The sequence below is a fragment of the Lapidilactobacillus luobeiensis genome, from assembly GCF_024345205.1.
Classification (GTDB): domain Bacteria; phylum Bacillota; class Bacilli; order Lactobacillales; family Lactobacillaceae; genus Lapidilactobacillus; species Lapidilactobacillus luobeiensis.
The window spans coordinates 22,128-34,955 of the sequence record NZ_BROC01000016.1 but is presented as its reverse complement, the minus strand read 5'-3'; the positions used below and the strand labels follow the sequence as shown (position 1 = coordinate 34,955).

General features: G+C 46.4%; 9 protein-coding genes. 6 read left to right on the top strand and 3 right to left on the bottom strand.

What is annotated here, in order from left to right:
* The first annotated feature begins 233 nt into the window (after positions 1–233).
* Both OCU21_RS07060 and OCU21_RS07055 read left to right on the top strand, forming a co-directional pair.
* Entirely contained in the window at positions 234–1,235 is a 1,002-nt protein-coding gene (locus tag OCU21_RS07060) for a DUF1002 domain-containing protein (RefSeq protein ID WP_261806736.1), read from the top strand.
* Positions 1,236–1,402: 167 nt separating this feature from the next.
* A complete protein-coding gene (locus OCU21_RS07055; RefSeq protein WP_261806735.1) occupies positions 1,403–1,633 on the top strand; it encodes a hypothetical protein in 231 nt (76 codons plus the stop codon).
* On the opposite strand, the gene OCU21_RS07050 is transcribed toward OCU21_RS07055, so the two are convergent.
* Positions 1,612–3,228, bottom strand: a complete 1,617-nt coding sequence (locus tag OCU21_RS07050) for an ABC transporter ATP-binding protein (protein ID WP_261806734.1) — start codon at positions 3,226–3,228, stop codon at positions 1,612–1,614. The genes OCU21_RS07055 and OCU21_RS07050 overlap by 22 nt on opposite strands.
* Positions 3,229–3,476: 248 nt before the next feature.
* Here OCU21_RS07050 and OCU21_RS07045 point away from each other — a divergent pair, with 248 nt between their 5' ends.
* From OCU21_RS07045 to OCU21_RS07030, 4 genes are all read left to right on the top strand, one after another.
* Positions 3,477–3,698: a heavy-metal-associated domain-containing protein gene (locus OCU21_RS07045; RefSeq protein ID WP_261806733.1), complete on the top strand. Its 222-nt coding sequence runs from the start codon at positions 3,477–3,479 to the stop codon at positions 3,696–3,698.
* 134 nt (positions 3,699–3,832) lie between these two features.
* A complete protein-coding gene (locus OCU21_RS07040) occupies positions 3,833–4,498 on the top strand; it encodes a Crp/Fnr family transcriptional regulator (RefSeq protein ID WP_261806732.1) in 666 nt (221 codons plus the stop codon).
* Between the two features lie 1,427 nt (positions 4,499–5,925).
* Positions 5,926–7,662, top strand: coding sequence for an ABC transporter ATP-binding protein (locus tag OCU21_RS07035; protein ID WP_261806731.1), 1,737 nt, complete (start codon positions 5,926–5,928; stop codon positions 7,660–7,662).
* A complete protein-coding gene (locus tag OCU21_RS07030; protein ID WP_261806730.1) occupies positions 7,655–9,517 on the top strand; it encodes an ABC transporter ATP-binding protein in 1,863 nt (620 codons plus the stop codon). Before OCU21_RS07035 ends, OCU21_RS07030 begins: the two co-directional genes overlap by 8 nt.
* A gap of 163 nt (positions 9,518–9,680) precedes the next feature.
* Here OCU21_RS07030 and OCU21_RS07025 read toward each other — a convergent pair whose 3' ends face one another.
* Together OCU21_RS07025 and OCU21_RS07020 are read right to left on the bottom strand one after the other, a co-directional pair.
* On the bottom strand, positions 9,681–11,117 hold the full coding sequence (locus tag OCU21_RS07025) for a response regulator transcription factor (RefSeq protein WP_261806729.1): 1,437 nt from the start codon (positions 11,115–11,117) through the stop codon (positions 9,681–9,683).
* Between the two features lie 2 nt (positions 11,118–11,119).
* The gene (locus OCU21_RS07020; RefSeq protein ID WP_261806728.1) at positions 11,120–12,589 is read right to left on the bottom strand and encodes a sensor histidine kinase; all 1,470 of its coding nucleotides are present in this window, start codon (positions 12,587–12,589) and stop codon (positions 11,120–11,122) included.
* Between the last annotated feature and the right edge of the window lie 239 nt (positions 12,590–12,828).

The following is a 12,828-nucleotide window of genomic DNA, read 5'->3' as shown; positions in this document are numbered from 1 at the left end:
TCGTTCCAATTAAAAAAGCGGTTACATTGCTCTTATTTTAACACATTCCCGCTCTTGGTTTCTTGCGAAGATCGCTGAGATATGGATTATTTTATTGGACCCGATCACCCGGCTCCATCGCAAGACTGATTTTTGCTTAAGGGATGGTTAAGATAGTGGCAATGATTGGGCGCTCCTAGCCAGTCTTGTTATAATAAGGTCAGTAATCATCAAATGAAAAACGAGGGTCGATCATGAAATCATTCTTGAAGAAAATCACCGCAACACTAGCGATCACATTACTAGTCGGTGGCGCTTACGTGTTTAGTCAAACCACGGGTCAACAGACTGTGCAAGCTGCCGACGACAGTAGCAGCGCCACTTGGACGGAACCGGTTTTGACCTTAGGCACTTCGCTGACGGCGGCGCAAAAACAAGGTACCATTAATACCTTGACCGCCAAGATCAGTGGCAATTACCAAACGATCACTGTTGATGGCGCGACTTTAGTTAAATACCTCAATCCATCCGGATCGACTTTCACGACCAGCTCTGGTGTTTGGTCTAGCGCGTTGATCGAAAAAACGTCATTCGGTTCAGGAATCAATGTCCAGATCCTTAATTACAATGGTCGCAACAATATCACCACGATCACCGCCGATCAATACAAAAACGCGGCGCTGACCGCTGGTGTCACTGACGCCAATATCTACGTCACCTCAGCCACCCCGATCGACGGTTCAGGCGCACTAGCTGGCGTTTACGCCGCCTACGCTTCCACTGGCAATACGCTCAATCAAAGCCAAGTCACCGCCGCACAAGAAGAAATGTCCACTTTAAGCGATATCAATAGCGCCAATAAAGATAAAGACGGCTACTCCGACGCCCAATTAAACAACGCTGTCACCGCCGCCAAAAAGGAAATGGCCGAAAAAGGCAGCAATATTTCCACCGGCGACATCACCACGATCGTCAATAACGAATTGACCAACAATGGCATCATCAACATCATCACCGACAACCAGAAGACCCAGATCATCAACATGCTGGTCAAGATCCGCGATTCCGGCGCGCTGGATTCTGCCGGGTTCAAGGAGCAAGCCAGCAAACTGATCAATAATATCCAAACCAACGCCAAGTCGATTTTCAGTAAGCTGGATACCGAAGAGAATCGCAACTTCCTCCAAAAGATTGGCGATCAACTCGGCAAGTTCTTTCAAAGTCTCTGGCAAACGATCAGCGGTTGGTTTAAATAGGCAACGGGCTGATCCCCAGCTGGAGTTGTCAGAACACGACTTGATTTTAGGGAGCGGCGGCGCGAACTGATTTTCATTCCAAAATGATCTTCAAAAAGCGCCGTCAAAAACACAACGAAATTAAAAATCTATTGCTATCAAAAACGATCGTCTTCGGTATTTTTCAGATGACGATCATTTTTTGTCATATTCATACTAATGATGTGGCGACGCAAATCATGAAGCCAAACGCTGCGACTTGTGGTCGGATCACCAGCAAGCAACCTAAATGCGTGACCAACACGATGACTCTCAGTCATGCTAGTGTGCCTGCTCCCACAGATTTTGCGACTGGCAGTCAGATTTTCGATGTTTATCAAATCTCTAGGAACCAAGTTTACTTCAGGGTGATCACCTGATCGAATTCGGCAATGTTTTCTTCATGCAATTGGTGGCTGACGAAAATCACGCTGAGGTCCTGTTGTTTCAAAATATTATCCTCCACGCGCAAGGCGCTGGCTTGGGACAGATTGCTGGTGGATTCATCGAACAGGAAGAGTTGTTGGCGGCGCAATAAGCCTCGGGCCAAAGCCAAACGTTGCCGCTGCCCACCGGATAAACTTTGCCCGCCCTCACCGACCTCAGTGGCCAAACCGGCGGCCATTTTCGCCACGTCTTGAGCCAAATCGGCGCCAACTAGCGCGGCTTGCAGCTCGTCATCGCTAAACGACTCGCCTAATTCCAAATTATAGCGGATCGTGTCGTTGAACAAATACGGCGTTTGATCGACGTACAAGACTTGTTGATGCAAGCTGGCCAAACAGCTGTCGCGCAATTCCACGCCATTGACTTGGATCGAGCCTTGATACTGCCGCAACTGGCCGGCTAAAATCTTCAGGATCGTACTTTTCCCTGTCCCGGATTCACCGGTCAGCGCTACCTTATCTCCCGGCCGCAATGTTAAACTAAAGGGCTGGAAAACAGCGCGCTGCTGGTGCGGATATTTGAAGGTCAGCTCGTTGACCTTCAAGGTAAGTTTGGGACGTTCTGGAATCGTCATTGCGCCCAACTGAGCTTGGCCGCTTTCATCGTGCAAATGATATTTTTCAAAAACAGGAGTCAGCGCTCGCATCTGCGTCAAAACTGGGGCAAAAACCGCGATCGAATTGAACACGTTGTAAGACAGATTTGCCGAGGAGGCGATGGCACCAATGGGAATGATTTTTTGAATGGCGAGAAACCCGGTCCAGCCTTCGACCAATAATTGACCGATAATGTTGCTCAACCCGGCGACATTATTCGCGACGGCTTCATAGCAAACTTGGTGCAACTTGCGGGCGATCAATTTGTTGGTGGCTGCGGTGATCCGCAAACTTAATTGCTTCTCCACGCCAAAAATCGAAAAGATGGAAAAGCCGTGCAAGGCGTCATTGATCACACTCAACAGATTCTCGTTGCTTTTGGTGGTGAAAAGATTGGCCTTCGCCAGTTGTTTATGGACAAACTGGGGCAACAGCACGGTGAAGAAGGAGAGCGCGAACACCACTGGCAGAAAAGACCAGTGAAAATGCCACAACGCGATCAGCGAAAACAGCGGATCGGTGATGATCTGAACCAAATCGAACAAGTTGTCGAAGCCATTCTGCTCGATCAGCGTGATATCGTTGGTCAGCCAAGACGCGTAAGTCCCCGTGTTCTTGGCGCTGAAATGTTCCACCGGCGTTGCTTCGATCTGAGCCGCGATATCCTGACGCAGATCCAGACTGAATCGTTGCACCGCAGCGGCACGGACGTACTGGGTCATGCCCAATGTCAGCGACAAGACCGCAAAGACGACCACATCGATCAACAGAAATTTGAAAAAGCCAGTCATATTCAAGGCAATCAAATTATTAAAAGTATATGTATTGATCAAAGCATGTAAAACCCGAAGGACCGAACACAACGTGATCAATAAACTGGTCAGGAAGAACCGCTTCTTTTCCCGACCGATGTAAGATAATAGTGGTTTCATGCCAGTAGCTCCTTCAGACTGATGGAACCGATCAGTCTGACTCTTTTTTCTTAGATTAGCACTTCACAATGATAAAATCAACGATTTATTAAACGAAAACTAATTTGATGAGATCATGGCTAATTTTCTGTTTTAACGGTGGCTTCCACCCCACTATCATCGGAATTTTCGCAAAACTTGATCGAGATCAATTATTTACCGATCGAGCTGAAGTAGACTAGAATAGTAATAGAAAGTAGGCAATCAGTATGGCGAAATTAACGATCATTTTGGAACCGCTGGCCTGTCCAGTATGTTTTGAGCACATTCAAGCGCAGCTAGCAGACCAACCTGGCGTTGGCGAAGTCGGCGCTCTTTTTGAAAAAAACGAACTGGAGCTCCAGTTCAACATTCAGGAGACCACTGCGGCCAAATTGGCTCAGGTGGTCAGCGATCTCGGCTATAATATTGCCAAGACCAAGATCGACTGAGCAACAAGTTTGGTAAAATAAGCAACTAATGGTTTCGGTTTTGAATCGGATCTCGTAGTGCTCAGCGCCAGAGATTCAAAATCAAGTTGAACGCAGTGTTTCATTCGACGCTAAATTATCAGTGAGGTGACATCATGACAGAACACGTTTGCGCGGAGATCGTGCCGATTTTTACCCAGCTGGACCATGAGGAATTGGTGCGGGTCTCGGCGTTGGTCAAGCATCATCATCTGACCAAGGGCGAGATCGCGCTGGGGCCGAACACGCCTAAACAGCTGGTGATCTTGGCCCAAGGCGCGGCCAAAGTCTACCAACTGGCCGCTAATGGCAAAGAACAATTATTGCGGGTCCTCGAGGCTGGTGATTTCGAAGGCGAGAAGAACCTGTTTGGGATCACCAATCAGGATCTGTATGTTGAGACGTTGAAAAACGCCAATTTTTGCGTACTACAAGCGCAAGATTTCCAGCCCCTTTTGGAACGCTACCCCAGCATCGCTTGGAAATTATTACAAAGCAACGCCAATAAAATTGACGCGCTGGAGCGGCAAAATCAGTTATTGAACCATGATTTGATCGAGCAACGGCTAGCGACTTATTTATTGGATCTGGCGAAGGTCGCTGAGACAGACCAGGTCACATTGCCGATGAAATTGAAGGAGTTGGCCAGTTTCTTGGGCACGACGCCGGAGACGATCTCTCGGAAGTTCAAGATCTTTGAAGACGAGCATTTGTTGCGGCGGCAGGGCAAAACTGTCAACTTATTGGATGTGGACGGACTGGCCGCTGTGCGCGATGCCTAACACTTTGCACATGGCGTGGTGGCATTAAGGTACTTTCCAAAGTAGGTTGGTCGCAGCTTGCGCTGCGAAATTCGGGGTGAGCCCGCTGTGGGCGTCACTTTGAGCTTTTCGGAAGGACGCCAAAAATCTCAAAGCTGAGCCTTATTCTAAGCGGCAAAGCCGCTAAGAATAACGACACGGCGATCTCACCCCGAATTTCTCCGCTCCAGCCGCTCAACGGTATAACAGTTGTTTGAGCACTCACGCCAACGGGCAAGCTATGGTCAATGGACGGGGCCACGTAACTGACGAACGTGGTTAGTGGTCACGATTTCTTGAATTGGCGACACCGGTACAGTCTGCCTGAGAAATGAAAGTATGGTTATGATGAAATAGCTGAAGCGGCCGACAGGTCCAACCAAAGTTGGCTTGGAATCGGAGCAAAGTTGGCAAAGCTTCTCAAATCGGTTGGCATAATCATCCCCGCCGATTGATGTTGATTTACACCTATAAAGTAGCAAATTATTTGACCAACACACTTGCCAAAGCACTTCATCAGTGACATAACTTCAATGGCAGATCAGCGCAACGCTGTTCACCACCCATCTCTGACGCAATCAAATTAAAAAATTTCAAACAGAAAACTTTCAATAACAATCACATCATCTTGACGCAAAAACAAACGCGGACACCGCCCTCATTTGTCTTTGCGATTTTTGTTTACCCAGATTTTACCTGACCACGCCTGCCAACCGCTCTCATTTTATGCCTTTTTCGCGAAAATCCCTCATAAATATTCACAAAAGATTACCATTTGACCAGTCGAACTGCGTTAAGATAAACAAGGAGGTATCTCACAGTGTTTTGAAACGTGGTGGGCATCGTTTGGGATTGGTTGGAAATGACTGGTTGCTATTCTTGATCTTGCACTTGATTGCAGATGTGCTGGGTTTGGGTAGTGATGCAACCGCCTCAAGACGTTTGTCGTGTCCGCACAACTGACTTCTGTGCTTAGCTACGCAACTATTCCGGAGGCAAAGACCAGCCTCCAAAATAGTTACTAGGCTAATGCTCAGAAGCTACCCAGGCCGGCTCACACTCTGGCGTTGGTGGGCAGTTTATCCGTCAGGCGGAAGGTCGGGCTGGGGGTGAGTCAGCCGCGATATTATTCTTGGCGGCTTTGCCGCCTAGAATAAGGCCGAGTTTTGAGATTTTCGGCGTACTTCCGAAACGCTCAAAATCGTGCCCGCAGCGTTCCACCACCCCCAGCCCGACCTGGAGCCCACCACATCTGCCATCCACCAACGCCACGCGCAGCGCAAGCCGCGGCCAATCTATCAGTGCTTGGTACTTTTTGTAAGCAAAACATAGGCATTCTTAGGAATTTTAGCGTATGATGGGTAGTATCGGTATTTTTTTATTTCAGTATTACATAGGAGGTTGATATCTTGCTGAAAACACTCTCCCGCTCGATCCGCCAGTACAAAGGTTTGACGATTCTGTCGCCGATCCTGGTGGCGGTGGAAGTTGCCGTAGAAACATTCATTCCCTTTTTAATGGGTAATATCATTGATGATGGGATCCAAAAAAGTGACATGAGTTACATTACCAAATATGGTCTGATCTTGTTGGCCATGGCGATTTTCTCGCTGATCTGTGGGGCGGCGGCTAGTTGGGTCGCGCCGCACGCGGCCGCTGGTTACGCGACCAATCTGCGCCACGATCTGTTCTATCATATTCAGGATTTCTCGTTCGCCAATATCGATCATTTCTCCGGATCCAGTTTAGTGACGCGGCTGACCACCGATATTTCCAACGTCCAAATGGGTTATCAGATGATGATCCGGATGACGGTGCGTGCGCCGCTGTTGTTCCTATTCTCCATTATGATGGCTTTCCGCGTCAACAGTCAATTGGCGCTAGTTTTCGTGGTGATGATCCCGATCCTGGCGATTTTCCTAGTGCTGATTTTGCACTCAGCGCGGCCCTTGTTCCGGATCGTCTTCCGGCGTTATGACACCTTGAACCGGGTCGTTCGGGAAAATATTCGCGGCGTGCAGGTGGTCAAGACTTATGTGCGCGCTGACGAAGAAAACGATAAATTCAAACAAGCGTCGAAAGGCATCGCCGATGTTTTCACCAAGGCGCAACGGATCATGTCGTTGAACGGCCCGGCGATGATGCTGATCTTGAACTTGTCTTTACTGCTCTTATCTTGGTTCGGCGCGAAATTGATCGTTGGCGGTTCCTTACAAACCGGCGAACTGGTCAGTATGTACGCTTATTCTAATTCAATTTTGTTCAGCTTAAATATGTTGGCCATGGTCTTCACCCAACTATCCATCGCCCAAGCCAGTGGCGAGCGGATCACGGCGGTGTTGCAAGATCGGCCGACGATCAACGACCCTAAGGATCCAATCAAGACGGTGGCCAATGGGGCGATTGAGTTCCAACATGTTAATTTCACTTTCAACGATTCACCTCGGGAGATCTTGCAGGACATCAATTTGCAGATCAAGTCCGGTGAAGTCATCGGGATCATCGGTGAAACCGGCGCTGGTAAAAGTAGCCTGGTTCAGCTGATCCCCCGGCTTTACGATGTGTCCCACGGGCGTTTGCGGATCGGCGGGCATAACGTGCGCCACTACGACCTGCGCACACTGCGGGATAATGTGGCGATGGTGTTACAAAACAACGTGCTGTTCTCCGGCACGATCGCCGAGAATTTACGCTGGGGCAATGAGGACGCTAGCGATGAGGAATTGATCGCCGCGGCTAAAATCGCTCAAGCGGATGGCTTCATCAATGAATTCCCCGATGGTTACCAGACCCACATCGAACAAGGTGGGAGCAACGTTTCCGGTGGTCAGTTACAACGTTTGACCATTGCCCGGGCGCTGTTGAAGAAGCCGAAGATCTTGATCCTCGATGACTCGACCTCTGCCGTGGACACCACCACCGAGCGGATGATCCGCGAAGGTCTAGCTGCAGATCTACCAGACACCACCAAAATCATTATTTCCCAACGGATCGTCTCGATCAAAGATGCCGATCAGATCATCGTCATGGACCGCGGCCAGATCCAAGCCGTCGGTACCCATGACGAGCTGGTCAAGAGCAACGCCTTGTACCGTGACATCTACCAATATCAAGAAAAGAAAGCAGGTGATGAAGCCAATGGCTAAAGTTAAACAGCAAAAAGAACCGTTTCGTAAAGATACCTTGAAGCGGCTGTTGAAATATATTGTCCAAACTTACCCGGCACCTTTCATCATCGCCATGGTCGCCATTATTGTCTCCGCGGCGGCGACGGTTTACGGCTCGCTTTTCTTACAACGGCTGATCGATGATTATATCGTCCCGTTGACGCAACAAGCCTACCCTAATTTCACCCCGCTGTTCCACGCGATCCTGGTCATGGGCGCGATTTACCTGTTAGGCGTGATCGCCACCTTCATTACCACACAAACCATGGCGGTTCTGGGCCAGCGGTTACAAAAGAAGATCCGCGACGACATGTTCGCTCATATGCAGTCCTTGCCGATCATTTACTTCGACCAAAACGATTACGGCGATATCATGAGCCGCTACACCAACGATGTGGATACCTTGATGCAAATGATTTCCCAGAGTATCCCCCAATTTGTTAACTCAGCCTTCAACTTGATTTTCGTGCTGTTCGGAATGTTGGCACTCAGCCCGTTGTTGACCCTGATCACTTTGGCGATTTTCGGCTTGAGTATTGGCGTGGTCCGCTATTTGACCAGTCGTTCTGGTTATTATTTCAAGCAACAGCAGAAACACTTAGGCATCGTGAACGGCTATGTGGAAGAAGTGCTCAACGGTCTGAAAGTCGTTAAAGTTTTCTCCCACGAACCGCAGATCAAAGAAGAATTTGACGTTTATAACGACCAATATCGCGTCGACGCGGCTCGGGCCAACTCCTTTGCGGTCATGTTGTTCCCGATCATGGGCAACATTGGAAACGCCTTGTACGTCTTGATCGCGATTTTCGGCGGGATGATCGCCATCAATCATTGGGCGCCGTTGACTCTAGGCGCGATTGCGGCCTTTTTGCAGTTAAGCAAGTCCTTCAGCCAACCGATTTCCCAGATCTCCCAACAATTGAATTCCATCGTCCTGGCGTTGGCTGGGGCGGAGCGGATTTTCCAATTGGAAGACAGTCCGGTGGAAGTCGATGATGGCCAAGTCACCTTGAAACAAGACATGACCGACACCGCCGCCGGTTCGCGCCGCTGGTTCTGGGAAGTTCCCAACGCAGATGGCACGATCAAGCAAGTGCCGGTGCTGGGGCGGATCGTTTTTGACCATGTTAATTTCGGTTACCTTCCTGGCAAAACTGTCCTCCACGACATCAATGTGACCGTGGAGCCTGGCGAGAAGGTCGCTTTAGTCGGCGAAACTGGCGCCGGGAAAACCACCTTCAGTAGTATGTTGAACCGCTTCTACGAAATCGATTCCGGCACGATCACCTATGATGGCATCGACATCAAGCAAATCAAGAAAGCCGATCTACGGCACTCGATGGCGATCGTCCTACAGGCCACCAACCTGTTCAGCACTTCGATCCGTGAAAATATCCGCTTCGGGCGATTGAACGCCACTGATAGCGAAGTTGAGGCTGCCGGTGAGTTGGCCCAAGCCGATGAGTTCATCGACGATCTGCCGCGGGGCTACGATACCCCGATCGACGGTGATGGTTCGGATCTGTCGCAAGGGCAACGGCAATTATTGTCGATCGCCCGGGCCAGCGTGGCGGACACGCCGCTGATGATTTTGGATGAAGCGACTTCCAGTATCGATACGCGGACGGAGCGGCAGGTTCAGGCGGGGATGGATAACTTGATGGCCGGGCGGACGACCTTTGTGATCGCCCACCGGTTGTCGACGATCGCCAACTCTGATCTGATCTTGGTGCTTGATCATGGGCGGATCATCGAGCACGGCAATCACGATGAGCTGATGGCCTTGCAGGGTTACTACTACGAACTCTATACTGGTAAAAAAGATTTAGATTAATCGACCAGATCTATTATTCAGTTACATCACAAAAAGCAGTAACACGTGTATTTTGCTCGTGTTGCTGCTTTTTATTATTCCCGGGCCAATAATATACCCAATAAATCGCGTCACCGCTAGTCTCGCAAATCATTCTATCCTGATCAACAAAATACAAAAACCGCTAATTATTTCTTTGCTTTAGATATTGATGCGGAGTGACACGATAATATTTTTTAAATTGTTGGCCAAAGTAATCTGGATTATTACCAAACCCAACTGCATCGGCAACTTCATAAACCTTATACCCTTGTTGTAACAACCGAATCGATTCTTTCATTCGTTTCTCTGTTAATGCAACTGAGAATTTCCTCCCTGTAACAGCCAAATAACGTTTTCCAACGTAATCTTGGTTTAAGAACAGTACATTATTAGCAATCCATTTTAGCGATAGATCACTACTCCCATATTGCTGATCAATCAGTTCGTTTACCTTTTTAACCACTTTGTCTAAGGGTTCTTTTAGTTTTTGGTTTTCTCTTAATATTTCGATGATTTCTTCTAGTCTCGAACGGGTGTCATCCAGATGGCTTGATAATAAATGGTCCTTCTCAAAATGTTGACTGATGTTTGCACTCACACCAGTACTTCTCATAACTTCTTGGACCATCTGCATAAACAAATATTTGAATCGTGCCGGCGCAATCAGCGTTTGGCAACACTTACTCGCGAGTTCATCAAAGTTAGCAAGAACTGAGTCAAGCTCACCCGACATTAAGATACTTTTTAATTGGTTGAGCCATGATGTCAGAATCTTATCTTGCTCCTGGGCAGAAAACGGGATGCGATCAATAAAAATCTGATACCTGTCGCCTAAATAATAATCCATTTCAATAACCTGCTGACTAATCCGTGTTTTCTCTAAAAGGTCCTTCATCATAAAACTCGATTCAATTGCAATAACGATCGGCGGTATATCCACTTTCTTAATTGATTCAATCAACAGCTGAAATTGTGAGGCCGAAAATGTGTAGTAGATCATGCAGCCGGAATTATTAATACGATTATAGAGTGGCTCTTGCTGGTCAAAAAAGGTTTCCATTAACTCACGAAGCTGATCGAAATACTCTTCCCTAAATGTTACAGAAGCCATTTCAAGTTCCTCTACTTGAAAATCTTGATCACCAGCCAAGATATTTTCAATCAATTGCTTATTGTTCAAACGTTTCTCTTGGCGATGATGACGCCAGTCCTTAATTGAATTCTGAATACTGGTATATAATTTATCAGGCAAAACCGGCTTTTCTAAAAAATATTTGATTCCATATTGCATCGCCTCTTGAGCGTATGCCAGACTTCCATAACCAGTAAAAATGATGATCTCGGCATCATTATTTTCCTGTCTGATCTGACTAACCAATTCCAAGCCACTGATCTGTGGCATTTTGATATCGGTTAAGATAATATCGACTTTATTTAAGACTAGGTACGCAAGAGCTTGGCTACTTGAATAGAAAACTGCACAAATCTCGATCGGCATTTTGCCATACTCGATCAGCTTCTTAATGCCATCAGCGTTCAGGCGCTCGTCATCAATGATAATCGCTTTAGGTAAACCCATCTCTATTCCTCCATTTTCTCTAAAGGCAGCCGAATCGTTACTGTAGTGGTGTCTGTTGGGGCCGATTGAATGTTGATCGTACCCTCGTCTCCGTACAAAAGTTTTAATCTTGAAGTGATATTATGGATCCCGACACCAGTCGATTCAGAACGAACACTTTGCGGATCAAACCCATCACCATCATTAAAAATAACGATCTGAAGCTTTCCTTCAGTAATGGTGATCAATACTTCGATCAACACTTGACGATTCGTTCTTTCTACGCCGTATTTCACCGCATTTTCGACGATCGGTTGAATAATCAACTTAGGTAACTTTATCTCATCTAGTGTAACTTCATCTGGAACGACCAATCTGAATCGCAATCGATCACCGAAACGAACACTTTGGATCTTGATATAGGCCTGGACGATACTTAACGCATCAGATAAACTGTCATACTGCTTTTGGGGATTCGTTTTATCACGCAATAATAATGCTAGTGAGGTCACCATTTCAGAAGCCTCAAAATCATTGTGATTCAATGCGATCCAGTTGATCGAATTAAGTGTATTGTAAAGAAAATGTGGATCGATCTGTGCCATCAGATACTTAGTTTCCATGGTCTGAGTTAGCAACTGTGATTGATAATCCTTAATAACAAGACGATCGATCTCATCTAATAATTTCTGAAAACTAGTATACAAAATACCGATTTCATCATGGGCATGTATCCCATCAACTTGGGTCGTTTTATTGTGTAGTAACGTTAAATCTTTCGAATCACTAAATTGACGCATATTGTCGGCCAGGATATTGATTGGTGTAATCAAACGTTTTAAAAAATAGTTTGCTCCATGAACGCATAATAGGATCACAAATAAAATAACGATGAAGAGAATGACCGTGACCGCAATAATTTTTTCCATGATTTGACGATTTAAAATAAAATAACTAGCACGAAAGGTCGTATTATCAATGGTGATCGGATCTGACATTACATAATACTTTTCTGAACCGATCGTCGCGAATTGATAACTTTGTTTTTGATGATCTTCTAAAAACCGCATGGCTGAGGGCAATTTTGATGGTGTCGTTGCATAACTTTGTTGGGCGTGTGTCAAAACAACAAAATCCTGATTTGAAAAAATCCCAGTATCACTCATATAATCACGAATAAACGCCAAATCAACCGTAAAAATAACTGTCCCAAGTTGTCGCATGATCATTTTTCGGGTATCAAAAACATTATGGATATAAACGGCCTTGCTTCCAGTCTTATCAAAAAACCAAACACCTCGCTGCATATCTTTTTTAACACTCTTTAAATAATCAGCGGTCTGATAGCCATCAATATAATGATCCAACTCATTTCGATTACCCAGAATAACTTGTTGGTTTTTGTCAAATAGGATCCACGAGTTAACACGAGAATTTGCAATCAACCAGCCAAGTTCTCGATCAACATTTATGAGGGTTTTATCTCTTTCCATCGAGTCTATTCCCAATTCATTGATTGATTCTATTTGCTGCTGGATATGAGTATTTTGATGAAAGTCAGTGATCAATTGATCAATTTGGGAAAAGCTGTTTTTTAAATCACTTGACAGTATTGATAGTTGGTTACGGTTACTTGTATATGTTTCTTCAGCAACCATCGAGATGAACACACCACACACACCTACTAAAAGAATTGAAATGATAACGATCAAGGAATAAAGCAATACTCGCA

What these genes read in the sequence shown, in the direction of transcription:
- OCU21_RS07025 (WP_261806729.1), bottom strand. Translation starts at nt 11,117, where the DNA reads ATGGGTTTACCTAAAGCGATTATCATTGATGACGAGCGCCTGAACGCT.
- OCU21_RS07020 (WP_261806728.1), bottom strand. Translation starts at nt 12,589, where the DNA reads ATGGAAAGAGATAAAACCCTCATAAATGTTGATCGAGAACTTGGCTGG.
- OCU21_RS07055 (WP_261806735.1), top strand. Translation starts at nt 1,403, where the DNA reads ATGACGATCATTTTTTGTCATATTCATACTAATGATGTGGCGACGCAA.
- OCU21_RS07050 (WP_261806734.1), bottom strand. Translation starts at nt 3,228, where the DNA reads ATGAAACCACTATTATCTTACATCGGTCGGGAAAAGAAGCGGTTCTTC.
- OCU21_RS07040 (WP_261806732.1), top strand. Translation starts at nt 3,833, where the DNA reads ATGACAGAACACGTTTGCGCGGAGATCGTGCCGATTTTTACCCAGCTG.
- OCU21_RS07045 (WP_261806733.1), top strand. Translation starts at nt 3,477, where the DNA reads ATGGCGAAATTAACGATCATTTTGGAACCGCTGGCCTGTCCAGTATGT.
- OCU21_RS07030 (WP_261806730.1), top strand. Translation starts at nt 7,655, where the DNA reads ATGGCTAAAGTTAAACAGCAAAAAGAACCGTTTCGTAAAGATACCTTG.
- OCU21_RS07060 (WP_261806736.1), top strand. Translation starts at nt 234, where the DNA reads ATGAAATCATTCTTGAAGAAAATCACCGCAACACTAGCGATCACATTA.